Origin of the sequence: Leptolyngbya sp. DQ-M1, from assembly GCF_039962505.1 — a bacterium.
Classification (GTDB): domain Bacteria; phylum Cyanobacteriota; class Cyanobacteriia; order Leptolyngbyales; family Leptolyngbyaceae; genus Leptolyngbya.
In genome coordinates, this window is the sequence record NZ_JAMPLJ010000003.1 from 457900 (window position 1) to 481780 (window position 23881).

General features: G+C 49.2%; 26 protein-coding genes and 1 tRNA gene. 12 read left to right on the forward strand and 15 right to left on the reverse strand.

Features of this window, described 5'->3' with window-relative positions; all coding sequences use genetic code 11:
• Positions 1-13: 13 nt before the first annotated feature.
• From NC981_RS11925 to NC981_RS11945, 5 genes are all read left to right on the forward strand, one after another.
• Complete coding sequence (locus tag NC981_RS11925; protein WP_348243003.1) at positions 14-382, forward strand: hypothetical protein; 369 nt, start codon at positions 14-16, stop codon at positions 380-382.
• Positions 383-448: 66 nt separating this feature from the next.
• Positions 449-721 (forward strand): hypothetical protein, encoded by a 273-nt coding sequence (locus NC981_RS11930; protein ID WP_190379107.1) that lies wholly within the window; start codon positions 449-451, stop codon positions 719-721.
• An 88-nt stretch (positions 722-809) separates the two neighbouring features.
• Entirely contained in the window at positions 810-1184 is a 375-nt protein-coding gene (locus NC981_RS11935; protein WP_190379106.1) for a hypothetical protein, read from the forward strand.
• A 189-nt stretch (positions 1185-1373) separates the two neighbouring features.
• Positions 1374-1721: an XRE family transcriptional regulator gene (locus NC981_RS11940; protein ID WP_190379105.1), complete on the forward strand. Its 348-nt coding sequence runs from the start codon at positions 1374-1376 to the stop codon at positions 1719-1721.
• A gap of 105 nt (positions 1722-1826) precedes the next feature.
• On the forward strand, positions 1827-2753 hold the full coding sequence (locus NC981_RS11945) for a zinc-binding dehydrogenase (RefSeq protein WP_190379104.1): 927 nt from the start codon (positions 1827-1829) through the stop codon (positions 2751-2753).
• Here the strand turns inward: NC981_RS11945 and NC981_RS11950 are convergent.
• Both NC981_RS11950 and NC981_RS11955 read right to left on the reverse strand, forming a co-directional pair.
• Positions 2706-3788, reverse strand: a complete 1083-nt coding sequence (locus NC981_RS11950) for a glycosyltransferase family 9 protein (RefSeq protein WP_199298723.1) — start codon at positions 3786-3788, stop codon at positions 2706-2708. The genes NC981_RS11945 and NC981_RS11950 overlap by 48 nt on opposite strands.
• A gap of 15 nt (positions 3789-3803) precedes the next feature.
• Positions 3804-4808: a glycosyltransferase family 9 protein gene (locus NC981_RS11955; RefSeq protein WP_348243004.1), complete on the reverse strand. Its 1005-nt coding sequence runs from the start codon at positions 4806-4808 to the stop codon at positions 3804-3806.
• A 238-nt stretch (positions 4809-5046) separates the two neighbouring features.
• Here NC981_RS11955 and NC981_RS11960 point away from each other — a divergent pair, with 238 nt between their 5' ends.
• On the forward strand, positions 5047-6009 hold the full coding sequence (locus NC981_RS11960; RefSeq protein ID WP_190379102.1) for an AMIN domain-containing protein: 963 nt from the start codon (positions 5047-5049) through the stop codon (positions 6007-6009).
• A gap of 103 nt (positions 6010-6112) precedes the next feature.
• Here NC981_RS11960 and NC981_RS11965 read toward each other — a convergent pair whose 3' ends face one another.
• Both NC981_RS11965 and secG read right to left on the reverse strand, forming a co-directional pair.
• Positions 6113-6691 carry a peptidase gene (locus NC981_RS11965; protein WP_348243005.1) on the reverse strand — a complete coding sequence of 193 codons (579 nt, stop codon included), beginning with the start codon at positions 6689-6691 and terminating at the stop codon, positions 6113-6115.
• Between the two features lie 74 nt (positions 6692-6765).
• Positions 6766-6999: a preprotein translocase subunit SecG gene (secG, locus tag NC981_RS11970; protein WP_190379100.1), complete on the reverse strand. Its 234-nt coding sequence runs from the start codon at positions 6997-6999 to the stop codon at positions 6766-6768.
• 110 nt (positions 7000-7109) lie between these two features.
• Here secG and NC981_RS11975 point away from each other — a divergent pair, with 110 nt between their 5' ends.
• Positions 7110-8567 carry a mechanosensitive ion channel domain-containing protein gene (locus NC981_RS11975; RefSeq protein WP_348243006.1) on the forward strand — a complete coding sequence of 486 codons (1458 nt, stop codon included), beginning with the start codon at positions 7110-7112 and terminating at the stop codon, positions 8565-8567.
• Between the two features lie 6 nt (positions 8568-8573).
• Here NC981_RS11975 and NC981_RS11980 read toward each other — a convergent pair whose 3' ends face one another.
• The 7 genes from NC981_RS11980 to NC981_RS12010 all read right to left on the reverse strand — a co-directional run bounded on the left by NC981_RS11980 (position 8574) and on the right by NC981_RS12010 (position 15245).
• Positions 8574-9569 carry a glycosyltransferase gene (locus tag NC981_RS11980; RefSeq protein ID WP_348243007.1) on the reverse strand — a complete coding sequence of 332 codons (996 nt, stop codon included), beginning with the start codon at positions 9567-9569 and terminating at the stop codon, positions 8574-8576.
• Positions 9570-9598: 29 nt separating this feature from the next.
• Positions 9599-10870 carry a glycoside hydrolase family 76 protein gene (locus NC981_RS11985; protein ID WP_348243008.1) on the reverse strand — a complete coding sequence of 424 codons (1272 nt, stop codon included), beginning with the start codon at positions 10868-10870 and terminating at the stop codon, positions 9599-9601.
• A 101-nt stretch (positions 10871-10971) separates the two neighbouring features.
• Complete coding sequence (locus tag NC981_RS11990; RefSeq protein WP_348243009.1) at positions 10972-11343, reverse strand: DUF2237 domain-containing protein; 372 nt, start codon at positions 11341-11343, stop codon at positions 10972-10974.
• Positions 11344-11365: 22 nt separating this feature from the next.
• A complete protein-coding gene (locus tag NC981_RS11995; RefSeq protein ID WP_348243010.1) occupies positions 11366-11716 on the reverse strand; it encodes a Spx/MgsR family RNA polymerase-binding regulatory protein in 351 nt (116 codons plus the stop codon).
• Positions 11717-12070: 354 nt separating this feature from the next.
• Entirely contained in the window at positions 12071-14137 is a 2067-nt protein-coding gene (locus NC981_RS12000) for a tetratricopeptide repeat protein (RefSeq protein ID WP_348243011.1), read from the reverse strand.
• 183 nt (positions 14138-14320) lie between these two features.
• Entirely contained in the window at positions 14321-14707 is a 387-nt protein-coding gene (locus tag NC981_RS12005) for a hypothetical protein (protein WP_348243012.1), read from the reverse strand.
• Between the two features lie 286 nt (positions 14708-14993).
• Positions 14994-15245 carry a hypothetical protein gene (locus NC981_RS12010; protein ID WP_348243013.1) on the reverse strand — a complete coding sequence of 84 codons (252 nt, stop codon included), beginning with the start codon at positions 15243-15245 and terminating at the stop codon, positions 14994-14996.
• 101 nt (positions 15246-15346) lie between these two features.
• Here NC981_RS12010 and NC981_RS12015 point away from each other — a divergent pair, with 101 nt between their 5' ends.
• The 3 genes from NC981_RS12015 to NC981_RS12025 all read left to right on the forward strand — a co-directional run bounded on the left by NC981_RS12015 (position 15347) and on the right by NC981_RS12025 (position 18451).
• Positions 15347-17713, forward strand: coding sequence for an NACHT domain-containing NTPase (locus NC981_RS12015; RefSeq protein WP_348243014.1), 2367 nt, complete (start codon positions 15347-15349; stop codon positions 17711-17713).
• A gap of 80 nt (positions 17714-17793) precedes the next feature.
• Positions 17794-18123 carry a nucleotidyltransferase domain-containing protein gene (locus tag NC981_RS12020; protein ID WP_348243015.1) on the forward strand — a complete coding sequence of 110 codons (330 nt, stop codon included), beginning with the start codon at positions 17794-17796 and terminating at the stop codon, positions 18121-18123.
• On the forward strand, positions 18113-18451 hold the full coding sequence (locus NC981_RS12025; RefSeq protein WP_348243016.1) for a DUF86 domain-containing protein: 339 nt from the start codon (positions 18113-18115) through the stop codon (positions 18449-18451). The genes NC981_RS12020 and NC981_RS12025 overlap by 11 nt, the downstream gene beginning before the upstream one ends.
• Positions 18452-18587: 136 nt before the next feature.
• Here the strand turns inward: NC981_RS12025 and NC981_RS12030 are convergent, their stop codons facing one another.
• Positions 18588-19508 (reverse strand): NAD(P)H-dependent glycerol-3-phosphate dehydrogenase, encoded by a 921-nt coding sequence (locus NC981_RS12030; protein ID WP_348243017.1) that lies wholly within the window; start codon positions 19506-19508, stop codon positions 18588-18590.
• On the reverse strand, positions 19505-20374 hold the full coding sequence (gene lipA, locus NC981_RS12035; protein WP_348243018.1) for a lipoyl synthase: 870 nt from the start codon (positions 20372-20374) through the stop codon (positions 19505-19507). The genes NC981_RS12030 and lipA overlap by 4 nt, the downstream gene beginning before the upstream one ends.
• A gap of 147 nt (positions 20375-20521) precedes the next feature.
• Here lipA and NC981_RS12040 point away from each other — a divergent pair.
• Positions 20522-20595 (forward strand) — tRNA-Pro (locus NC981_RS12040).
• Positions 20596-20717: 122 nt separating this feature from the next.
• Here NC981_RS12040 and NC981_RS12045 read toward each other — a convergent pair.
• Positions 20718-22118: a type IV pilus twitching motility protein PilT gene (locus NC981_RS12045; RefSeq protein ID WP_348243019.1), complete on the reverse strand. Its 1401-nt coding sequence runs from the start codon at positions 22116-22118 to the stop codon at positions 20718-20720.
• A gap of 188 nt (positions 22119-22306) precedes the next feature.
• On the opposite strand from NC981_RS12045, the gene NC981_RS12050 reads away from it, so the two are divergent.
• Positions 22307-22504, forward strand: coding sequence for a hypothetical protein (locus tag NC981_RS12050; protein ID WP_190379091.1), 198 nt, complete (start codon positions 22307-22309; stop codon positions 22502-22504).
• Here NC981_RS12050 and ctpC read toward each other — a convergent pair.
• Complete coding sequence (gene ctpC, locus NC981_RS12055; protein WP_347273107.1) at positions 22501-23784, reverse strand: carboxyl-terminal processing protease CtpC; 1284 nt, start codon at positions 23782-23784, stop codon at positions 22501-22503. The two genes, NC981_RS12050 and ctpC, sit on opposite strands and share 4 nt — an antisense overlap.
• Positions 23785-23881 lie beyond the last annotated feature (97 nt).

Genomic DNA, 23881 nt, shown 5'->3' on the forward strand with positions numbered 1-23881 from the left:
CAATAGAGAAGTAATGAATTCTCCCTTCTCCATGCAAGATGTCGTTCCAGTAGGTCGGTTTTTCTCGATGGGCGGTGGACGGGTTGGGCAGTATCTTTCGACTAGAGTTTTAAGTGTGAGGACTCCGTTTCGACGATATGCGCGATCGTCTGAGGTGTGTTATCTCGGTTTTGAGAAGTTTAGCCAAGCCCAGAAGTTTGCTCAATCCCTTGCAAGTTCAGGAATGCGCTTCTCGGTGCAGAAGAGTCAAGTGCTGACTCAGTTTCCGTATGAGATCAAGTTGTCTGGCGATACGGAGACGGCTCGACGACTCGCGTATTGGGATCGCAAAGATCACGATCGCGCCATTGTTGCATCGCATAAATCTGCGATCGCAGCATAGCTCGATCTCCTTGAAATCGTAGCGATTATGCACTACAATAGTACAAGTGATTCAGGTTCTTGTTCCATGACGAAGCATTATATTCTTCAGCTTGATCCGAGCGCCAAGTACGAATGGGATCGGTGTTCGCTTCGTGATCCGATTACTGCCGATCGCCCTGGTTTTGCGGAGCTAATCGCGCAAGCCGTGGGTGAGCAACCCGGTTCCTACCTTGTGTCCGTCAAGATTGAAGTGCAAGTCTTAGAGCAAGCTGCACCGCAGTCTCAGCACGAGACACAGCTTCCACCGATTTCTGAGTTGCCCACTCATGCGCCTGTTCTGCAAGGAATGGTCGCTTAATGGCTGAAAGGTTTGCTGCTGTTCGTAGTCGGCTGTCAGTTTTGACCCGATGGCTACTGACCACTTATTATTTTCAGGAATGTCAGTCATGAAACTTCGTTTAGATCAATATCCCACCGCGATCGCCCAAGCTGCCCAGCATGTGAATGAGCTAGAGCAGAAGATCGCTGAGATCCGCTATCATATCGCTCGGTTAGAAGGCAATGCCGATATGGTGGTGGCGTTTGAGACGGCGCTGAAGAACGATAACCAGCGCAAGGCGCGGCGGTTTGAAGTGCTGCAAGTGAATTCCGAGTATCAGCGGGGGATCGATGCCCTCAATCGCGCAACGACTGAGAAGGCAAATGCGTTTGCTCATCTAGAGCGGTTGCGGAATGAGTTCAGCGTAGCCAAGCTAGAAGCGCGGTTGGCGATCGCACAGCAATTGAGCGGGTTAGAATCGCGTGAATTGGTTGGACTGTAATTGGTTGAACTGTGGAGACGCGATCAATCGCGTCTCCACGGAGGGTTGAAAGACTCCCGGTGAATCTGTAGCAGTAGAGCCTTTTTGAGTTCTACTGCTTTTTCATAAAAAAAGACCTCCACCACTCGCGGCAAGGTCGTTCAGTTGATTCAAGTTCTCAGAGCATAGCGTAATCGAAAGGTGGATCGAATGCAAGAAAGAGTGGTGGTGGTGATTCGGGATTTAATGAAACTTCAAGGTGTGAGCATTCGACAGATCTCTGCCAGAATCGCTGAAGAGCATGGGGGAAGCGCATTAGGATACACACAGCAGATCAACCGTATCCTGAATGATCCAGCGTATGAACCGAGTTTTGCAACCGTTGAGAAGATACTATCAGCGTTGAAATTTTCAATGTGGCAATTGCCCTCGAATCTTAGAACGATCGAATCCCGATTAGATAAGTTAAGTGATGAAATTTATGAGATCAAGAACACCGTTGCTCAGCTTTGTGCATCGATTGAGGCAATATCCAACGATCGCGACAAAGTACAGTAACATCTACAAAAATTAGACTGTATGAGCATTAAGCAAATGCTACGTCTCGATTGAGCCGCGCTGACAAATCGATTTATGATTTTGAAGTGGAGTGGAGGCCTTGATATGCAGTGTGTGGTAGTTGATCCATCGGTTCCGGGGCGATTGGCACTCAAAGAAGTCGAGCGACCCTCGCTTTTGCCATCGCAAGCTTTGGTCAAAGTTGCAGCCATCTCGCTGAATCGGGGAGAAGTAAGACGCGCTCAAACCGCTGCCGCAGGATCACGACCGGGATGGGATTTGGCAGGAACGATCGTCACTGCTGCCGCTGATGGGTCAGGCTTTGCGGTTGGAACACGGGTGGTTGGATTTGTGTTGTCGGGGGCTTGGGCGGAATATGTGGCAGTACCGACGGATGCGATCGCAGCCTTACCGGATCAGGTTGCGTTTGCCGATGCCGCAACGCTTCCGGTTGCTGGATTAACGGCGCTGATGGGGCTTTCAAAGGGCGGATCACTCTTAGGAAAATCGGTTCTGATTACTGGCGCGTCGGGCGGTGTGGGATATTTTGCCGTTCAGTTGGCGCGGCAAGCAGGGGCGATCGTTACGGCACAACTGCGGCGATCGGACTGGATTAATTTTGTGAAAGAAGCAGGTGCTCATCGAACGATCGTCGGAGAATCACTGCAAGAATTTAGCCCGTATGATTTGATTCTGGATTCGACAGGCGGCAGTTTGCTTTCAAACGCATTAAGCGCGATCGCGCCGGATGGAATCTGTGTCACGTATGGAACGACGGCAGATGAAACGGTGACGATCGACGCGAAATCCTTTTACGGTGTGGGTGGCGCAAGCTTATACGGCTTCATTTTGTTCCACGAACTGAAGCGCCAACCTGCTGCCGCTGGACTCACAAAATTGGTGCAATTCGCTGCCGATGGAACCCTGAAACCCCATATCGATCGCATGGCTTCTTGGAAGGAAATCGCAACTCTCGCGCAGCAGCTAACCGATCGCCAATTTGTCGGCAAAGCGGTGCTGCATCTCGATTAGCATTCCACGATGTTTAGGGGATTGCTGCAAGAGGTCTAAAGCCGATCGCACAATTTCATCCGGTTCGATATCCAAGCACTCTAGATTGTAAGGGCACTCGAACGCATAGCAAGGATGGCAATCGGTAGGTTGTCGCAACAGTCGTGCAAATCCGCTGCGCGGCTCCCACTGGCATTCCAGTTCAGTCCCCGCAAACAGGATAATGCTCGGTGTTTTAGTTGCATCGGCAATGTGCATCGTTGAAGTATTGTTACTCAACATCAGTTCTGCATGAGCAATCAAAGCGGCAAGCTCTGACAAGCTAGTTTTGCCAATCAAGTCGATCGCGCAATTGCCCAATACTTCCAGCACAATTCCAGCCCGATCGCGATCTTTCTCGACTCCGGTGACAGCGACTTTCCAGCCTGATAGATTTGCAAGTTGTTTCGCTGCGATCGCAAATCGCTTTGCATCATAGTTGCGCGATTGGCAGCTTGTCCAAGCATTCAGAACAATGTAAGGCTGATCAATCAGTTTGAGATTCGGGAATTGAATTTCTAGGGAACGATCGCGCACCTCAAACCCGACCGACTCGATCAAACGTAGATTTCGTTCCACTTGATGCAGATCATCCGGTGCAGCAGGAATTTCATGCGTGAGCATTGCGCCGCCTGTTTCTTTTGATTCTCCTAACCGGAGCGGAATTCCTGCCAAACATGAAGCAAACGCGGCTGGATGCGGAGACTGACTAAAGCTTGTGAAGATGATCACAGCATCAAATCCGCGTAGCTTTTCAACTAACTGCCACTCCCGCGCTGGCTCAAACGGCAATCGCCCTAAATCCTGCCACAATACGCGCCATGTCAATACCTCATCGACCCACGGCAACGCCGCAGCCGCAGCCGAACCTCCGGGACTTGCCATTAAGGTCAACTTTGCTTCGGGCAAGTTTTCTTTAATCGATCGCAAGGCTGGACTGGTCATGATCACATCACCAATATTGTCCAACCGCATCACTAGCAAATTTCTAACCGATGTCCAAGGTTGAGCTAACACAGAATTTTCACTTAATCAAATGCTTTGAGCTTCCAGCAATTGAGTTGCAACTGCCATCACTCGATCGACAGAAATTTCATCGACACAAGTTGCCCAATCTGCGCTTTGCGCGGAGCGCAATTCCGTCGGAACCGAGCATTCGCCACTGTACCAACAGGACTGGACGGTAAAGTTTTCAATTCTGCGCTCTGGACAGTTCAAATAGCCTTGTAAATTAACGTGCGGTTGCGGTTGTCCGTACCGTTCATACCAGGATGGGCCAAATAATGTGATTGTTGGCGTTCCCACTGCTGCCGCAACTCTCGCGGCTCCAGTATCACTAGCAATCATCAAATCAACCTGAGAAAGCATCGCAGCCAGTTCTCGTAATGTTCCTAATTCCCATAATTTTGCGTTGTTAATCTGGTCTGAAATGAGTGCTGCTTGTTCGCGATCGGAGCCAACTAAAACCACGATCGCAGCCTCTAATCTCTGTCCCAGTTGAATAAAATTCCGTTCATCCCAGCGTTTAATTTTCATTCCTGCATCAGGACAAAGCACAACCAGAGGAGGTGCTAAACCTGCAAGTTTTTCTCTGGCAGCCTGGTACTCTTCAGGCGTGAGATACAGTTTAGGCGGCAGGATTGCAGATTCTAAGATCAAACCTTCTGACAATAGAATCTGAGTAAATCGATCGCTGACAAACTGATTCGGAGGTGGCGATCGCCAAAGATTTGATACCACACGATCAGCACGACTAGAAATTAATTGATCAATGCGATCGTAATTTGTATCTGAAACAATTAAGTCGAATGTCTGCTCAGATAAAAGCTGCTCGATCGCCTGTCTGACATTGTGTTTATCTGCATAGACAACTCGCTCAATGAATGGATCATGCTCCAACAATAATCCGCCTGGCGCAAACGTCAGCACGGTCATCTTGGCTTGATTATGACTGCGCCTCAATGCTTGAATTGCAGACAGCGCAATTAAAACATCTCCAATCCCACCCAATAGCTCAATAAATAGAATTTGCTGCATCTGAACGATTACGAACCCTCCCTGATTAGCTACCAGGTGCAGTAGGCTGCTGTCATTGCTCTAAAGAGAGAAATTACTCCGACTGCATCTGGCAACCCAGCTTAAGCAGCGATCGCTACAGGGAATTTTCAGTAGAACAGAGCAAAATTAGCAAAAATCGTTGCAGTCGCCCAAAACTCGCTTATAATCCAGCCAACTCTTCGAGCCGCGCTCGACAGCACTCTTTGCTTCTATCGCCATGCTGAAATTCTTCAAACTCGAACTCATTTCCGCGATCGCCCTTCTCATCAGCACTTCTGCGATCGCGGCTCCCTTAGAAACTTGGCGCTTCGATCCAAACACCAACCAGCTTGAAGTCACCGTGCCTGCTGGAATTACACCGCGCTATTCTCTCATGGCACAGCCGACCCGGATTGTGCTTGATCTTCCTGACACTCAGATTGCCGCTGTCAATCCAAGAGGGACGTTTTCAGGAGCCGTTCGCGAAGTTCGAGTGTCGCAATTTCAGCCGAATATTGCCAGAATCGTTTTGGAACTTGCCCCCGATACCGAATTAAGCAATCCGCAAGCTCAACTTCAACCCGTCAAAAGTACCGAGCAAGGGCAAAATCGCTCTGCTTCAGCAAGTGTCCGCTGGACGCTCCGTCCCATGCTTGCCGCTTCTGCAAATTCAAAAGCTGTGTTTAATGCGGCGCGTCCAGTTCAAGTCGCACCTGTTCAAACGTCAGAGGCTCAGACTGCGACTCCTCAAACTTCAGCGCCAGCAGCTGCGATCGCCCAAGCCTCTGCCAACGATTTTGGTTTACCACCTGCTCCACCTGCAATCAACGTTGCACCAGAAGCGCCGCCTTCGGTGACTGCACCCCCCTTGCCGCCTGCTCAGGCTCGCCCGTTGCCAACCGCACCCACGGCACCCACTGCTGGATCGAGCAATAAGCCAGGAAGTAGCCTATTGTTTCCGACTGCACCTGCACGATCGATACCGCAATCGAATCCGCTCCAATTGCCCGAAGTCAACTCTAGCTTGGAGATTCCTCGATCGTTTCCGCCCGTGATTGCTCCGGCTACTCCACCAGAAGTGACTGTTCCGCAGCTTGAGCAACGCTCAGATCCGCCACGATCAACACAGCGCCCCTTAGAAGATGCTCCAGTTCCAGCGCGATCGAGAGTAATTGAGTTTGGTCAGCCTTTGCCACGTTAACGTCAGTTCGATGCAATTTTCGCTGCCCCTCACAACTTCGGCTTATTCCAGACCCGCTAGAGCAAAGGATGCCGCCATGAATTTATGCAACCACTTGCATCGTTTACCAGCCTAAGCGGGTCGGTTGTTCATACACTCGTTTCAAGGTGTTGACATCCCTTGCTGAAATTAGAGGAGGAGTGCGAACCTGCGAGAAGTACATCACATCGGTTTCAAGCGAGCTGTGTCCCCAAATGCCTAAAGCGTGACCGAGTTCATGACGCGCCGCCGCAAGCATTGACAAATCTGGGCGGTTCGGCTGAACTCGAATAATCATGCGATGCTGCAAGATTGCATCTTGTTCATACAGTTCAAAGCGAACGTCCGCAAATCGAACGCGCTCAACGGGAGGAAATCGGAGCGGAATCGAAGCCCGATCGATCCGAATATCTGCGCTGTCCCTACGATCGACTAGTTCCAATGGAAAATAAGCTTTCCATTCATTTACCGCTTGCGTCATCAGAGTTACCCAAGTCTGACTCCACTGATCCGCAGGCTGAACGTAGACCTTCACCGGAAAGCGCGACCAAACGAGATATTCAGGTTCTGTTTTTTGCACTCGATCGAAGTAATCGCCCGATCGATCCGTCCACTCTGCCAAAATTGGCGGAAGCGGATGAACCTTCGGAACAGACAACGCCACCCCAGAAATCGCCCAAAACAAAACGCATCCGACTGCAAAAAGAGCAATCGAATGCGTCCTGAACCAGCGAAATCTTAGCGACCCAGCCATCCCGCACTCAGAATCACTGTGATTCCCATAAAGAGGATCGTTAACAGCCAAGTGGCGCGATTCAGGGTTGTTTCTGCGCTCTTGGTGCTAGTAAACAGTTGAGCTTGACCGCCTAGACCGCCTAACCCATCGCCTTTGGGACTATGCAGCAGCACCAGAATCACGATTCCGACCGCAGAAAACATCCAAACTGATCTCAAAACTGTAAGTAGCGTCATAAGGTCAATACGATCGACATACCCTTCATTATATTGACATTGGCGTTGTATTGATTCGCTTTACGCGAGATTGGGCATTCTGGCAGAAAAACGTAGTTTCCCTGAGTGTCATGATTAACGCTGTTCGTTTTGCTGTAGTCAGCGGAGAAGCAAGCCTGAATGACCTGATTAGAACGCTCCTTAGCTTGTTCAACTTCACCCTAATTCAGATTGGAGATGTTCGGCTTTCGTTTGCGACGTTATCGGCTCTTGTTCTTCAAATCGGCTGTGTCGCGATCGCCTCGCGCATTATTAAGCAGCTCATTAAAAAGCGAATTTTAGCCAGCTTTGGACTAGAGCTTGGGACACGCGAATCCCTTTCTTCGCTGGCAAGCTATGTCGTTGCGATCGCAGGCTTTTTCTTTGTTCTCGATTCTGCCGGAATTAACCTAAGTTCTCTCACCGTTTTTGCGGGGGCGATCGGGTTGGCAGTTGGTATTGGCTTGCAAAATTTAGCGAACAATTTCATTAGTGGCATCATTTTATTGCTCGAACAGCCGATTCGTGTGGGCGATTTTGTCGAAGTTGGAACCGTACTCGGAACGGTTGAGCGCATCTCACTGCGATCGACCCAGATTCGGACGGGAATGGGCTTATCGGTGTTTGTGCCCAATAGTGTGCTGGCAAACAATAGTTTGATCAATTGGACGCATCTTGATCCGACTTGCTGTGTGGCGCTTCAGGTTGCGGTCGCAGATACGAATGATTCGATGTTAGTCACAGAAGCAATGTTAGCCGCAGCGTATGAAGAACCGGATATTTTGTCTTCGCCGCGTCCGATCGTCTTTTTCAAGGGCATCGAAAATAACGCGTTTCTGTTTGAGATTGAAATCTCGATTACTCAACCGATGCGAAGAAGTTCGATTAAAAGCGCTTTACTCTTCCGCATCCAAGCCAAGTTTCAGGAATATGGCATTACTTATCCGAGCAAGAGTGTTCTGATTCGGACAGAGCATCCGAATCAGATGCCTGTGTTCATCGAACAAGCTGCTACACCATTCGAAGAGTTAGCAACGAATCAAAAGTTGAAACGATCGACCGCTATCACGCTCAAAGAGATGCTTCGCAAGGTGAGCTACTTTTCAACTCTGAGCGATTTTGAACTGAGACACATTATCGAGGAGGGATATCAGAAAAAGTTTGCAGCAGGTGAGACTATCTGCCGCGAAAATGATCCCGGAGATTCGTTCTATATCATCTTGTCGGGTTCGGTAGATGTGTTTGTGGAGTCGATCGACAAGCAAGTTGCAGTCCGCGTGGCGGGCGAGTTTATCGGAGAAATGTCTTTGCTGATGGGAACGCCTCGAACTGCAACGCTACGAACTTTAGAGGAGACGATTTTATTTGTGGTCGATCGCGGCAATCTGCAACGGTTATTGCGAAAACAGCAGGAGCTTGCCGATCGTATTTCAGAAGAGTTAGTCAAACGGCAGGATAGCTTGGAGCGCTTAGGAATCAAGATTGGTGCTCAGGAAGAACCGCCGCTCGTTCAGATCCGCAAACGGATTCAAATCATATTTGGAATTTGATTCGCGTTAAGGAGCGTTGAGCTTTTTCTGCACTTTCGCGATCAAACGTTTGAAGGCAAGCTGAGTTAAACGCGATCTCGTCAAGGGTGCAATTGTGGCGGGATGAGCTTGTTTATGATCAAAAAACTCATTCACTTCACGTAAAATTACGTTCAATCGGTGCAGAATATTGGGCGATCGATATTCATCAAAGAAACTAGCAGGTAAAGGGGGGGTAGGGTTAGCGATCGCTCTCAAAATTCGCTGGACATCATACTCGGTCGAATAACCCGCAATTTTCTGACAGTTAAATCCTGGATCTAAGTAATCTGACAATCCACCGTTCACGCTTGAAAACACTTGACATCCACACGCCATTGCTTCCATCGGTTGCAGTCCAAAACCCTCGCTCACACGCTGTTGCGCCCAATACTCTGCAGAATCGTATAAATAAACTTTAGTCCGATTGAAAACAGTTGAGAGACTATCAACGAAAGTATTGATAATCTCAACTTTACAACGCTGCTGAAGTGCAGGAATTAACTGATTAATCAAATACTCCGAGGATTTCCGCGTGTGGATCAAAACGTCAATATCGCGATTCAAATCTAAAACGCGAAATTCATCAGAGATTTGATTTGGCAAATAATAGATTAGTGAATTTGGTGAAAGCTGTCCCCAATATCCTAGTGTATTGCGGCTAACCGTGACGATCGGAACACTCGAAGGCAATGTAAAACCATAGCCTGCACTATGAGCGTGATAAATCGCGTGATAGTTTTTCAATCGCTTGGCTAACTTTGCGACATCAAACCCCCAGCTCATCACAAAGATAATGTTGCTCAAGTCTTTCTGCTCCAGCACATCATCGAGAAACAAAGTGCCTTTCTCGCGTTGTCGATAAGTGACAATCTCTGCTGGACAAAGCTGCTTTGCCAGTTCAAAGGCTTTGAGTTCTGCCCATAAGCCTCCGCAGGCAAAGCGTTTTCCAGTCCCAGGCAGCAAGAAATAAAGCGATCGCATCTCAAGTCACATCATTCGGTGTGGGTATTCTATTGCAGCGATCGTTCCAGCGCAAGAAAAGAAATCAAGCCTTGCATCAAGGGTTCAATCCGGAAGGATGGCTCAAAATGAGGTACTTGATTCTGGTGACTCGGAATAAGAGACAGCAAGTGTGTTGATGGTGCAACTTGATTGTCCTGGGTGTTAAACGATAGATCAAACTGCTTCACCTGATTCTGCTGTAGAGGAACTGACGAAAAGAATAATGGGATCGTTGCTGGACGGTCACGTGCCCCTGTAGCAGAGCTATCGCTCACCTTTGCAATACAAGTCGAATCAAACGGAATCGAAGCATTCAACACATCGATCGCCGCGCTTTGCCGCGCAGCATCAGCACGATCGAACCCCTTTGCCCAACTTAAACCGAACTGATGCCGATCGTTGCGGCTCTTTGCCCAAACTGAACTCGCATTCTTCACCATGAAGTCTCTGTAACGCGAGTTCGGTGAAGTTTGATGCAGGTAAGCTAAATTGCGAATGAAAATGCCCTTAAACTGCGGCCCGTCCTCTCCACAGTTTGGCTCACAAGGTTCGCGCAAAACTCCATTTCTAGAAAGATGCTGAATTGTTGCATTGGCGATCGTGTGAGCTTGATTCAGGTAAGAACGGTCTTTTGTACTCTTATACAAATCAACCAGTCCCCCAATCACTACGCCCTGGTTATAAGTCCAGGTTGTTTGTCCGTTGTTGCGGCAACGATCGTCGAGTCCATCATTAACTAAATTTTGGCGGTTGATCATACCTGATCGTTTGATCCAGTTCCAGCCGCGCTTTGACCAGTCGAGGTAACTTCCTTTACCGTAGTCATTCACGGTGCGTTGATGCAACCGGATAGCAATAGTAAAGAATAACTCATTCGTGATTGCGTTTTTATACTGACGATCTTTGCGCCACCACATGCCGCCGCCGCATTTTGAATCCCATCCTTTAGTCATGTCTCTGAAGATGGCTTTTGCGGTGTTGAGATAGCGCTTTTCACCGGTTAGATCGTATGCCTTAATCCACGTCAACGCCCACCAGCCTTGGTCATCATACACATCGGCTTCGGTGAATCCTGTTGATTTTTGCTTGTTGTAGGTGTTGGAGATGATGTGGCGGTAGGTGGACTGATTCGTCGTGCGCGAATAATCGATCGTCGTTTCGAGCGCGTTTGCTGCATTCCACCAGCCCGTCGATTTCCAAAGTCCTGTAGAACTGCTGTAAAACAGTTGAAGCGCAGCCATTCCAGCGGCAGCGGCTTGGCAAACTCCGGGTAGAACCATAACCGAGCATCTCCTTAAATCCTGGTCACAACAATTGGGTCACAAGGTAATTAAGGATACTGCCCTAGATTATTTTTTTAACATAACTCAAAAAACAAATATTACTTGCTGACTGCGTGTTGCTTTAACTCAGTCAGGCTGGCATATTCGAGTGCTGCGGCATGAGTTGAAGCCAACACAACCGGAGGCGCGACCCCTGCATCAAGCGCTTCTTTCCAACGAGCAGCACACAGACACCAGCGATCGCCCGGTTTTAATCCGGGAAAATCATAAAGGGGCATCGGAGTGCTGAGATCGTTTCCGCGAGATTTGGTGAATTCGAGAAACTCGGCGGTTAGCTGAGCGCAGACGACATGAACACCCGTATCTCCGGCTCCGGTGCTACAAAATCCGTCGCGATAATATCCCGTCATCGGCGAGGTGCAGCAGCTTTGAAGTTCCTCTCCTAAAACATTTCTAGCGCGTGAAACCATGATCAGTTCTCCCTATTGATGTCTAGTTTTCCAGGGCTTGCTGGAGTGCCTCTTGTTTGAATCCAACAAATACCGCCTTTCCATCCTTCACAAATAGAGGACGCTTCAGCAGCATGGCATCTTTTGCAAAAGCGTCCACCCATTGATTGTCCGTCCAAACTTGTTTTTCTTCTCCTAAAGCCCGGTAAGACTGCCCTGACGTATTTCGCATCGGTTTTGCTCCCAAGGCTGAGACCCAGGCTGCGATCGCAGCCTGGGTAGGCGGTTGATCTTTTGTGTTGATAAAGTCGTAGGCGATCGCGCGATCGTCTAGCCATTTGAACGCTTTTTTACAGGTTCCGCAGGTGGGAATGCCATAAACTTGCAGAGTCATCGATTCTAAGCTTTGATTGCCTTGATGATTCTAAAGCAGAACATTCACCAAGATCCAATAGATCACTAGCGTTCCAATAATTCCAATCCATAATTTTGCTTGGTTCATAATATAAGGGTTTTATGTTACGTGAGTGATAAATTTTCCGCTTCGGTTTGAGCGGCTGGATGCCCCCTAAATCCCCCACGAGCGGGGGACTTTGAGCGAAGAGGTTCCCCGAACTTAGAGAGATTCTTAACGCTCACAGTTCCTAAATATGCGGGATTTAGAGGGCTACCCGGAGCATTATTGAAGCTATCTCCAGTTTGCGATCGTCACTGCCCCAATGGGATCTACCACAAGAGCGAGACTGGCTTAGCGCTCGACCAGTTGCCGGAAGCGGCGATCGTTCATGATTTGCTCAAATTCAGGATCGCCTTTGGCATCTTCCCGGTAGCGAGGATTGAGTCGAATGGCTTCTTCGAGGTTTTCGATCGCCGCCTGGGTATGTCCCTGAAGTGCGTAACAAATGGCTTTGTTGTAGTACGCAGGCGCATAGCTTGGCTGAATATCGATCGCAAAGTCAAAGCTTTCAAGCGCATCACGATCGCGCTCTAGCTGAATCAGCAGATAGCCGCGATAGTTCCAAACTTTGTAGGCTTCAGAATTGAGTTTGAGGGCTTCATCAAATGAAGCTAATGCTTCGGAATAGCGTCCCAACATTTGCAGCGCTAATCCACGATTCAGCCACGCGATCGAGTCTTTGGGACGAATTTGCACCGCTTGATTGAATGATCGAAATGCTTCTTCGTGGCGCTGCAATTTGCCCAGGGCGACGCCCCGATCACACCACGCCTCTGAGTAATCGGGATCGAGTTGAATTGCGCGATCGTAAGACGCGATCGCCTCTTTGTATTGTTTCAGTCGTCCCAGCGCCAAACCGCGTCTCAGCCAGAGTTCCGGATTGTTGGATTGCTGCTTGATGGCGCGATCGTAGTGTGCGATCGCCGCCTCAAATTGACTGGATTTAAATAACTCCTCAGCCTGGTCGAAATCGGTCGATTCTACTGACTCAGCCGTGGAGGTTTCAGCAGGCTCAGGACGGCGATTTTGGGCTTGTTCACGCAGTCCCGAAAGTTGAGAAACGAACTCAAGTTCTAAATGCTGAAGCTTGTTGAAAATCGCTTGCTTTTGCTGCACTGCATCGGATTCGAGGAGCCGCAACTTGTCGAGGAAGTTGGTTCTTCCTTGAAGCGCAGTCGATTCTAACTCTGAGAACTGAGATGAAACTTCTGCCCCTCGCTGGTCGAGATCGGCTTGCAGTTGTTTTTGACGCTGTTCTAGCTGCGATAATACTTCCGTTTCTTTCTGGTCGAGGTTGCGCTGTACCTGTTTTTGATGTTCCTCTAGGTTCGATCGAACTTCCGTCGCTGTTCCTGAAAGTTCCGTTTCTAACTGTTCAATCCGTTCGCTGACTTGATCGCGCTGCTGTTGGGTATCAACCTGAAATGTGATTAGCTGGGCTGCAAATTCTGCTTTGAGATGACGCAGATCTTCGAGGAGTTGATTACGTCGATCTTCTGTGTCAGTTTGTACATCGCTAAGTTGTGTAATGTAATCTTGCTCGAATTGCGTTAAGCGTTGCAACATTTGATCGCGCTGGTGTTGCGCGTCAGATTGTAGCTGATCGAGCTGCGTTGTAAATGCGGTTTGCGATTTCGTTAAATGTTCCTGCGTGAGTTGTTGCTGCTCTGTGGCAAATGCGCCAATTTCATCGAGTTGTGCGATTAGTTGGTTTTGTAATTCCGTGAATCGATCGACGACAAGCGCGCTTTGCTGGTCGGTATCGGTCTTCAACGTTGTGAGATGGGCGACGAAACCTGAAGCAAGATTTTCTAGCTCTCGTTTTGATAAATTAACTTGCGTTTCGAGTCCGGCTAAGAGTTCGGACTGCGATCGTGACAACTGAGCCGTTAAGCCCGTTAAGCTTTCTGCATCTTCTGAAATTCGGCGCTGCAACTCCTGGACTTCGACTTCGAGTTGAGCGATCACATCGCGGGACTGCTGAATGCGGCGTTCTGCTTCCTGTTGAACATCTTGGAGCTGATGCTCAACCTCGGAGAGATGCTGAAGCTGCTCTAATCCCCGTTCGACAATTTCACGAATAATAATCCGTCGGAATCGCCACAACGCCACAAGCAGCGCGATCGGAAACACGGTTAAGGTAATCAGCGCCACATTCAGCAGCATACTGGAGCGAGTTAAGGCACGATCGATTTCCGATTCCACTTGCGATCGGACTTGCTGCTCTTGTCGCAGTTGGGTCAGTTCCTGCTGCGGGGATTGCTGCGCTCGGACAACTTCAATCGAACTGAGCGGAGCCGAACAGACAAGAAATCCGCCCAGTAGAAAGGCAAAAACTGATTGATTCTTTTTCAGCATAAAGAATTTCCGCTCGATCGATGGAAGTTGTACTATTGTCCAATTTACCAAGCCGATCAGGAAAATAGCAGAAATTATCTTAATGATCGTGGCGCGATGGGTCTACATACAGACGCTTATCGGCAGTGGGCAAAATGTTATTTGGAATGGAAACCGATCGGGGAGCTACGATCGCGGTTTCCATCAAGCGATTTTATTCAACTCGTCGGATTTGCTATTTCTACGTTTGGGGCGTTTGTGGTTTTCTAGCTTTTTGTAGCCAATGGATTCTGCTTGGTGACTGTTTTTCCCATACTGTGCTAGGACTGAGTTTTTCATCGCTTGTACGCCTTGATGAAATTCCCATTCGATTTCACGCACTTCGTCTAGAAGAGCGCGATGTTTTGCTTTTGCCTGAATTTCTAGTTCGTACAAGTGATGCAGTTTTCGTTCGATCTCGCTGAGCTTGATGAGATCGGCTTCTGGACGGCTAGGAATGTAGTCAAGGATTCCTTTTGCACCTCGCAGGGCGTTGATGTCTTGATCGATGATTCCACTCCGTAATCGTTGGCTTGTGTCTGGAAGTGTCATAGTTTGCTAATAGGTTAAATGACATTCTTCCTAACATTCCCGTTTGGCTGGGATCAATGACAAGAAAGCTTTTTTACGATCGCGGGAATAAAGCTGCAAATGACCGGAGCTTGATTCTCGTCGTTGGAATAAAGATCCAACAAGTCGGATGCTTTTTCCAGAGATAGAAAAGCGGGGAGCAAATCGCTAGCAATTTGCTCCCCGCTTTGGAATAAAGCTGCGGGTTTTAGGAATCGAGGTGCGCGATCGCGGTTCTAGGCTGTGGAAGTGCGATCGCGCTTTGCTCCTAATCGGTCAACTCTTTGAGGAGACCGTCTAATCGATCGTTGGCATCTTTTGCGAGACGAATAAAGTGTGCGCTCGATGCAAGTCCGCCGATCGTGGTCACTGTGCCTTCTGGAAATTGGTTCGTGAACAGCAAGCCTGCTCCAGCAAGACTCACGCCAAAGGAGAGAGCCGTTGCAGTCATGGCAAGGTTAAAACTGATACGGGCTTGGCGTAAGCGTTCGTGCATGATTTCTTCAAAGAGATTGTTCATGGAGTTCAGAGGATGGGTGGACGTGGGGCGACGCGCGTTTTTGCCTTAAATTCATGAAACTCGAAAATCCTTGAGTCATGGTTTGAGTAAGGAATTTAGTTGTGTCAGACTTATGTCAGTGTTGCGGTGAGCGTATGGATAGGGGCATTCGAGCATCGATCGCTGGAATCGAAACAGCAAAGCAGGCACTCAAACTGAAGGGCTGGACTCAGGAGTATCTGGCTGGTGCGTCTGATTGTTCTCGGCAGACTTTGAATCAGTTTTTTAAGGGGAACGCGATCGAGAAGCGAATCTTTCGAGCGATCTGCACCGAACTCGAACTGCAATGGGACACGATCGCGGAAATTGAGCCAGAAAGCAATCAGCCACCGAGTTTAGATGAACTGGTCGAGGCGGTTCGCGTCAATCTCCACGACACGATTCAGAATAAGTGCGGCTCGATGCGAGTCTTGGATATGTCGCAGCCGCTCACGTTGAATGCCATTTATACGGCTGTCAATATTTTGGAGAAAATTACCGCACGCAGACGCTTAGAAATGGCTGAACTGCTCCAGACTTGCTCGTTGGAGAACTTCGATCGCTTTAGCCTCGGTGGAGTGCAAGAGGAGCGAGTTCCGGGGCTACAAGCGGTGAGCAAGTATTCCAAGCTCATGATTTTGGGCAAACCGGGAGCAGGAAAAACAACGTTCCTCAAGTATTTGGCGATTCAGTGCATTGATGGAGCGTTCAAAAAGGATCTCGTTCCTTTGTTCATTACGCTCAAGGACTTTGCAGAAGCGCCGAATCGACCTAGTTTACTAGAGTATCTGATTCAGCTTTTCGAGAGCTATGGAATTGCAGCCGAAACGAAAGTGAAAATGAGTGGCAATGCAACGCCTGTAGAACTGCTGCTGAGACAAGGCAGAATCTTGGTGCTGTTAGATGGATTGGATGAAGTGAGAGAAACGGATAGCAACCGAGTCTTAAACCAGATTCGGGAGTTTGCAACTCAGTTCTCGCAAAATCCTTTTGTGATTACCTGTCGGATTGCAGCGCGTGAATATACCTTTGAACGCTTTACAGAGGTTGAGGTTGCCGACTTTGATGATCAACAAATTGCGACTTTTACGAGTCAATGGTTTCAAGCCAAGAATGATTCAGTTAAGGCAGAGAAGTTTATTAAAAAGCTGGAAGAAGAAGACGGCATTCGAGAACTGGCAACTAGCCCGCTTTTATTGACATTGCTCTGTCTTGTCTTTGAAGAAGCGGGTAGTTTTCCAGCGAATCGATCGGAACTCTACAAAGAGGGCTTAGATGTCTTACTGAAGAAATGGGATGTGAAACGCAATATCGAACGGGATCAGGTCTATCACAAGCTTTCTTTGAAACGCAAGGAAGATCTCCTGAGCCAAATTGCTCTAGATACGTTTAAGCAGGGAAACTACTTCTTTAAGCAAAAAGACGCGGAACGCTACATCACACGCTACATCCGAAACTTACCCAACGCCAGTCAAGACGAAGAGGCACTGCAACTCGACAGTGAAGCCGTTCTCAAATCCATTGAGGCACAACATGGACTCTTTGTAGAACGGGCGCGAGGCATTTATTCCTTCTCGCATCTCACATTCCATGAGTACTTTACCGCCCGAAAGATCGTCACGAGTGCTGATGCCGATTCACTTCTGCTAGAGCTTACAAGCCACATCACCGACAAACGATGGCGGGAAGTTTTTCTACTAACGGTTGGAATGTTAGAAAACGCAGATGCGCTACTGCAACCGATGAAGCAGGGGATCGATCGTATTCTTGCCCAAGATGAGCAACTGCAACAATTCCTCAATTGGGTTGAGCAGAAATCTGGTTCAGTAAAAGCTCCTTACAAACCTGCTGCAATTCGAGCGTTCTACTTCGCCCTAGACCAGATCCTTGACCTCGATGGTCTTAACGAGGATTTGAACTTAGACCTCACCCCTGAGCTTGATGATGACGATTCCTATTTTGATTGCTACAACGAAAGTCGTGATTACGACCACGAGCGCGCCCTCGAATTTGCCTCGATGCTCGACCAGAGCTTCGCTCTCAATCGTGACTTCATCCTCGACCTTGATCTCAACCGCGCACTTAACTTTGCCCCTGCCTTCGCTCTCCAACTCTATTGCAACTGCGATCCGCAACTATATCAAAAACTACAGCAATTGAAAGACCAACTTCCTGTTATTAACAATCTCAGTAGCTACAAAAAATGGTGGGAAGAAAATGGCGGAGGTATTTGGAATGAAGAACTTAGGGAGACAGTGATTCAACACCGCAACATTGGGTATAATTGGCGACTCACTGATTCTCAATTAGATCTCCTTAAGCAATACCACGATGCCAACTGCCTTCTCGTAGACTGCCTCAACAGCGATTGCTACGTCAGCCGCGAAGTCCGCGAAGAAATTGAAGACACCCTGCTCCTGCCATTGCAAAGCAGTTCCCGCACCGAGTAAACGTATCTCACGAATAGTAAAGCTAGGTTGCGTATCATATTGAGCAGACCTGAGCAAAAAGGCAGAAAGGAACGGCAAATATGCAAACAGTAGACACGAGAATTTACGATCGTCTCCACATCCTCCCCGCCCAACTCACCGAGTTTTGTCAGCGTTGGCAGGTTGCTGAACTTTCCCTCTTTGGTTCAGTCCTACGAGACGATTTCAATTCTGAAAGCGACATTTCTGCTATTTCCTACCAACCCACTGCCAAGCGAGGCTTATTTGAAAAACTCCAAATGCAGGACGAGCTTGAATCCTTGTTTCAGCGCAAAGTCGATTTGGTGAGTAAAAAAGCGATCGAACAAAGCCCCAACTGGTTGCGTCGCAAAAACATTCTCAGCACTGCCGAGGTCATTTATGTCGCGTGACCAAGAAGCCCCGATCGACATCACCGAAGCCATCAAACTCATCTTTCAGTACAGCGCAGATGTCAGTCCAGAAGCTCTAGCTGCCAACCTCGAAAAACAAGACGCGATTTTGCGTCGCATTACGATCATTGGCGAAGCCACCAAACGGCTCTCTCAGAAGTTTAGAACTCAACATCCCAGTATTCCTTGGAAAGCAATGGCTGGAATGCGAGATGTGATCACGCATGACTACAATGAAGTGGATCTCGATGAAGTTTGGACAGTCATCCACGAGAACTTACCTCTGCTTTTGGAATACATTGAACCTTTACTTCCGCTTGAGGAGTAAGCTGTATTCTTCATCCGAAATAATAAAAACAATCACTTTCCCAATGCCCCATAGTCTCGGCAAGCTCATCGTCGCCGCAAATCAACTCGACGAAGCAGATCGACTTAGAACGTCAGCTTCTCTATGATCGCGCTCATCAGACACTTTCCGGCTTACTATCGCGCTGCATCAGTTCGCCAACGGCGGACTGGGGCGTAATTTCTCCCCGCAGTAAGCGATCGACCTGAGTGGAAATCGGCATCGAAATTCCTTGAGCTTGCGCTAATTTGACTAAAACCTGAGTCGTATTAATTCCTTCTGCGGTTCCTTCCAGTGTTGCTAGAACTTCGGAAAGCGTTTTCCCTTGTGCGAGTCCATACCCAACTTGATAATTCCGGCTCAAGGAACTGCTACAAGTTGCCAATAGATCACCTAAGCCCGACAAGCCGTAAAACGTCTCCGGCTTCGCGCCCCAATACGTACCGAGTCGAATCATCTCAGCCAGTCCCCGTGTCACTAATGCTGATTTCGCATTCGCACCCAACTGCAACCCGTCACAGGCTCCAACGGCGATCGCAATCACATTTTTCAAGGTTCCACCCAGTTCAACCCCAAGCGGATCAGCATTGGTATATACCCGAAATCGCGCGGAGGAAAAGGCTTGCTGAACGCGATCGGCAACGGCTTGATCCCGACTCGCAACCACACTGGCAGCAGGTAGCCCTTGCTGGATTTCCTTAGATAAATTTGGTCCTGATAGAACTGCGATCGTACTCTCTGGAAATGCAGCCTGCCAAACCTGCGAGGGCAGCAACGGTAACGCCGTTTCACTCCCCGATTCAGAATCTAATCCCTTCGTTGCCGTAACGATCGGCGGCATCGCAATCGAAATTTGCTGAATCACCGATCGCACGCCTTTCATCGATACAGCTGAAATGACAAGATCGGATTGGGCAATCGTTTCATCCAGGGATCGATCGCTTTGCCGCGACCACGCTGCGACCTCATGCCCATTGTCTCGTACCAATCCTGCCAGCGTTGACCCCCAAGCCCCCGCCCCAATTACCGTAATCCTCATCGCGGATACTGCTTCATCAGCGCCTGAACCTGCTCGGCATGATAGGAACTCCGAGTTAATGGAGTCGAAACCACCTGCAAAAAGCCGATCGATTCGCCATAGTCCCGCCAAGCATCAAACTGCTCTGGTTTAACAAAATTCTGCACCCCTAAATGCTTCTGACTCGGTTGGAGATACTGCCCGATCGTCAAAATATCACAGTTCACCGCTCTCAAGTCCTGCATCGTCTTGCGCACTTCAGCATCGGTTTCACCCAATCCCACCATGATCCCCGACTTGGTGTAAACGCTTGGATTAATCTTGCGTACCTGTTTCAGCAATTCGAGCGATCGTGCATAATTCCCTTGCGGACGTACCCGACGATACAGCCGTGAAATCGTTTCAGTATTGTGATTCAGCACTTCAGGAGACGCACTTAAAATGACCTCCAGCGCGTCCCAATCGCCGCACAAATCCGGAATCAAAACTTCGATCGTCGTTTGAGGCGAAACCGATCGGATCTCCTGAATACAGCGAACAAACTGCGATGCTCCACCATCCGGCAAATCATCCCGATTCACCGAAGTCACCACGACATGATTCAACCGCATTCGTCGCACCGCTTCCGCGAGTCGAGTCGGCTCCGTCGGATCAAGCGGCTTTGGCTTCTTCTCAAAATCAATGTCGCAATAGGGGCAAGCACGAGTACAAGCAGGCCCCATGATCAAAAATGTCGCTGTTCCCGCATTAAAGCACTCACCGATATTCGGGCAAGATGCCTCTTCGCACACCGTATTCAGCGCTAAATCTCGCAAGACTTCCTTGACAGTTCCGACTCGCTCCCACTGAGGAGCTTTGACCCGTAGCCATTCCGGTTTAACAACCACTGCTTTACCTATGTGTGCGATCGCGTTTTGCGTGTTCTATCTTAATTTGTCCTGACTCTTCTTAACAACCCTGGAATTTTTCGCAAATCCCTCGACGCAGACGCAAACTTGCATTATGATGAAATACGCATTGCAAAAAATGCTTTGCGGGATGTAGCGCAGCTTGGTAGCGCACCTCGTTCGGGACGAGGGGGTCGTAGGTTCAAATCCTATCATCCCGATTTTGGTTGATTGACCGCATGAAACACTGACGATCGCCGCGATCGCTCAACGACTCACAGCAAATAAAAGCCCCGATCCGTCAAGAATCGGGGCTTTATTGTAAGCACAACGACACAGAAGCTTAAACTCGACCGCGTAGCATTTGCGCCATTTCGTTTTGCTTCGGCGACATTTCCAGCGCCACTTCTTCCGTAATTTGACCTTGCTCGTACAGCTTGTACAACGATTGATTCATCGTACACATCCCGTCAAATCCGCAGCGAGGAATAATTGCTTCAATCTCATCGAGTTCCCCTTTGCGGATGTAATCTCGAATCGCATCAGTATTGATCAAGATGTCATGGAACGCTGCCCGCTTGCCGTCCGTCGTCCGACACAGCCCTTGTGCGACGACCGCCACCAGCGATTCCGCCAGCGCAACCCGCATCGTTGCCTGTTCGTTCGGTTGATAAAGGCTGAGAATCCGCTCGATCGTTTTCACCGCGCTATTCGTGTGCAGGGTTCCCATGACTAAGTGACCCGTTTGCGCTGCTTTTAAGGCTGTGTTGACCGTTTCCTTATCCCGCATTTCACCGACCAGGATGATGTCTGGGTCTTCCCGGAGCGCGGCTTTCAGAGCGTTGTCAAACTTGCGAGTGTGCATTCCAACTTCGCGGTGCTTGATCAAGGCTTTGCGGCTTTTGTGAATAAATTCGATCGGGTCTTCGATCGTAATAATATTCTTCGGCATCTCCTTATTGATGTAATCGATCATCGCTGCCAGCGTAGTCGATTTCCCTGATCCGGTAGGACCTGTAATTAGAATCAACCCCTTGTGATAGTGACAGATATCCTTGAACACCGTTGGCAGGTTTAGCTGCTCCATCGTCAGGATTTTCAGCGGAATCAAACGCAGCACCATCGCTGGGCCGTGTAGCGAACCGAAGATATTAATCCGAACCCGTGCAAAGTCGTACTGAGTCGCACCGTCGAAGTCCATACTTTCTTCAAACTGGCTGATCTCCTCCTCAGACAATACTTCCCGCAGCCAACCCATGAACGTTGCATGATCCGTTTCAGACCATTCGGTCGTTTCGATTTCGCCTCGGTTGCGATAGCGCGGAACTTCACCCACTCCCAAATGAACATCCGAAAATCCTTTATCAAATGCGGTGCGGATGATTTGTTCTAGGGTCGGTGAGTCAGAGCGACGAGACGCAGTTGGGACAGACGGTGGAATTGTGGGGCGATGTCCCATTGCAGGGGGAGGAGTTGCTCCAGTCGGAGTTGTCAACGGTGCAGAAGGCGAACTAGCTGGAATTGGGACAGGCGGAGCGGGCGGACGACTTGCAGGCATTGCCAAGGTTTGAGTCGCGCCATTTCTTACTGCTGGCTCAGTCACTTCCGCAGATAGATTGGGCACCGTCCGCAGGGAAGGCGGCGGTGCAGGAGGCATTCTTGGAGCAGGTGGCGGAGGAATGTCGCGAATGGCGGCAGTGCTCTCAGTGTGCGGCGCGGATGAACGCTGTGATTCTAGTGTCATATGCCTACGTTGATAAAATCCCTGAGTACATGGGTTGGATTAATCGGGTGGCGGGGGCAGAGGGGCGAATGAATGCTCGATTTGGAAAATCTTTACGGTTTGAACCTTGGCACGGTGAATGCCAGACCCCTAACATGAATTAAGCTTTCCCAGATGTCACGGGGGAGTATCAAGAGGGATGAGGAGCTATGAGTGCGTCGGAGCGTTGGTACGTAGTGAAGCGACCCACTGCCCAATGTCAGATTTTGACTGAGGATGAGCTAGAAAAAAGCCAAACGACAAATCCCTCTGAGATCGTGGAGCATTGGGGCCCATTTACCTCAGAGGGAGAAGCGATCGCGCGTCGCGTCGGATTGATTCGATCAGGAAAATGCCAGCCGAGCTAGTTTTTAGCGCGGTTGCCTTGTTTAGCAGTAATGGCTTGGTTGAGTACCTGCATGGCTTTGACGTACTGCGGGTCATTAGCAGTGCCAATCTTCTCGCGGTCTTTCACTAAAGCTTGCCGCTGCTGTTCGCTCAGTTCAACCACCACATCTGGGTCAATTCCATGCTTGTTGATGTCGCGACCCTTGGGCGTGAGATATTTCGCGATCGTCACTGCCATTCCCGATCCGTCACCCAGGCTGCGAACCGATTGGACTAAACCCTTACCAAACGTTTTCGTTCCGACGATCGTGCCGCGCTTGTTATCTTGAATGGCGCCAGAGAGAATTTCACTGGCGCTGGCTGAACCGCCATCTACCAGTACGACGAGCGGCTTATCGGTCAAGGCGCGACCGTTGGCTTCTTCTTTATCTGAAATGCCCTGGCGATCGACGGTTGAGACGATGCCGCCTTTGGGAACCCACATCCGAGCGATGTCCACGCTGGCGTAGAGCAATCCGCCGGGGTTCGATCGTAGGTCAAGCACATAGCCTGTGACGTTCTCTTTTTCCAGCTTTTGAATGGCTTCACGCATCTCCGGAGCGGCATTTGCGCTGAACTGAACGAGACGAATGTAGCCGACCTTGCCCGTCGGCGATTGCTGAACGCTAGCGCGAACGGGATGAATTTCGATTTTGGCGCGTTTGAGGTTGAACTCTAGCTGCTGAGTACCGCGTAGAACCGTGAGCTTGACTTGAGTGTTCACAGGCCCGCGAATCAGCGTCACGGCTTTGTTCACGTCCATTCCTTCAGTGCTTTTGCCGTCGATCTGCTGGATGATGTCTTTCGCCTGGACTCCGGCGGCTGAAGCAGGACTCCCCTCGATCGGCGAAATTACCGTGAGTTTCTTGGTTTTTTCATCGGCTGCAAGCTGGATTCCCACGCCCGTCAACTCACCGGAAGTATCGATCTGCATATTGCGAAACTCGTCCGGGTCCATAAAGCGCGTGTAGGGGTCGCCCAATCGCTTGAGCATTTCCCGAATTGACTTGTAGGCTTCGGTTTTGTCTTTGTAGCTGCGGTTGAGATATTGGCTCCGCACCGATTTCCAATCGACCTGATTAAAGGTCGCATCGACGTAATTGCGATCGATCACTTGCCAGACTTCATCCACAAGCTCTTTAGGACTATCCCGAAAGAACGCTTGCCCTTTATTAAGATGAATCCCGGCTCCGGTGATGGTCACTGCGGTAACGGCGGCAGCCGTTGCTCCTAAGACAAGCGCTCGTTTCGTCATGACTATACCTGCTGAAGTTCTGGAGAAGTGACAAAAGGTTATGCTCAATTTAACACAGGCATTTAGGGCGATCCGTAATTATTGCCCAGTTTTTGGATGGGGA

Excerpts from the sequence above, each read along its gene's own strand:
- NC981_RS11975 (WP_348243006.1), top strand. The coding sequence starts at position 7,110 with ATGATTAACGCTGTTCGTTTTGCTGTAGTCAGCGGAGAAGCAAGCCTG.
- NC981_RS11930 (WP_190379107.1), top strand. The coding sequence starts at position 449 with ATGACGAAGCATTATATTCTTCAGCTTGATCCGAGCGCCAAGTACGAA.
- NC981_RS12050 (WP_190379091.1), top strand. The coding sequence starts at position 22,307 with ATGAGTGCGTCGGAGCGTTGGTACGTAGTGAAGCGACCCACTGCCCAA.
- NC981_RS12025 (WP_348243016.1), top strand. The coding sequence starts at position 18,113 with ATGTCGCGTGACCAAGAAGCCCCGATCGACATCACCGAAGCCATCAAA.
- secG (WP_190379100.1), bottom strand. The coding sequence starts at position 6,999 with ATGACGCTACTTACAGTTTTGAGATCAGTTTGGATGTTTTCTGCGGTC.
- NC981_RS11990 (WP_348243009.1), bottom strand. The coding sequence starts at position 11,343 with ATGGTTTCACGCGCTAGAAATGTTTTAGGAGAGGAACTTCAAAGCTGC.
- NC981_RS12045 (WP_348243019.1), bottom strand. The coding sequence starts at position 22,118 with ATGACACTAGAATCACAGCGTTCATCCGCGCCGCACACTGAGAGCACT.
- NC981_RS11945 (WP_190379104.1), top strand. The coding sequence starts at position 1,827 with ATGCAGTGTGTGGTAGTTGATCCATCGGTTCCGGGGCGATTGGCACTC.
- NC981_RS11980 (WP_348243007.1), bottom strand. The coding sequence starts at position 9,569 with ATGCGATCGCTTTATTTCTTGCTGCCTGGGACTGGAAAACGCTTTGCC.
- NC981_RS11960 (WP_190379102.1), top strand. The coding sequence starts at position 5,047 with ATGCTGAAATTCTTCAAACTCGAACTCATTTCCGCGATCGCCCTTCTC.
- NC981_RS11955 (WP_348243004.1), bottom strand. The coding sequence starts at position 4,808 with ATGCAGCAAATTCTATTTATTGAGCTATTGGGTGGGATTGGAGATGTT.
- NC981_RS12005 (WP_348243012.1), bottom strand. The coding sequence starts at position 14,707 with ATGACACTTCCAGACACAAGCCAACGATTACGGAGTGGAATCATCGAT.
- NC981_RS11985 (WP_348243008.1), bottom strand. The coding sequence starts at position 10,870 with ATGGTTCTACCCGGAGTTTGCCAAGCCGCTGCCGCTGGAATGGCTGCG.
- NC981_RS11935 (WP_190379106.1), top strand. The coding sequence starts at position 810 with ATGAAACTTCGTTTAGATCAATATCCCACCGCGATCGCCCAAGCTGCC.
- NC981_RS11940 (WP_190379105.1), top strand. The coding sequence starts at position 1,374 with ATGCAAGAAAGAGTGGTGGTGGTGATTCGGGATTTAATGAAACTTCAA.
- NC981_RS12020 (WP_348243015.1), top strand. The coding sequence starts at position 17,794 with ATGCAAACAGTAGACACGAGAATTTACGATCGTCTCCACATCCTCCCC.
- NC981_RS11995 (WP_348243010.1), bottom strand. The coding sequence starts at position 11,716 with ATGACTCTGCAAGTTTATGGCATTCCCACCTGCGGAACCTGTAAAAAA.
- NC981_RS12000 (WP_348243011.1), bottom strand. The coding sequence starts at position 14,137 with ATGCTGAAAAAGAATCAATCAGTTTTTGCCTTTCTACTGGGCGGATTT.
- NC981_RS12030 (WP_348243017.1), bottom strand. The coding sequence starts at position 19,508 with ATGAGGATTACGGTAATTGGGGCGGGGGCTTGGGGGTCAACGCTGGCA.
- NC981_RS11925 (WP_348243003.1), top strand. The coding sequence starts at position 14 with ATGAATTCTCCCTTCTCCATGCAAGATGTCGTTCCAGTAGGTCGGTTT.
- NC981_RS12010 (WP_348243013.1), bottom strand. The coding sequence starts at position 15,245 with ATGAACAATCTCTTTGAAGAAATCATGCACGAACGCTTACGCCAAGCC.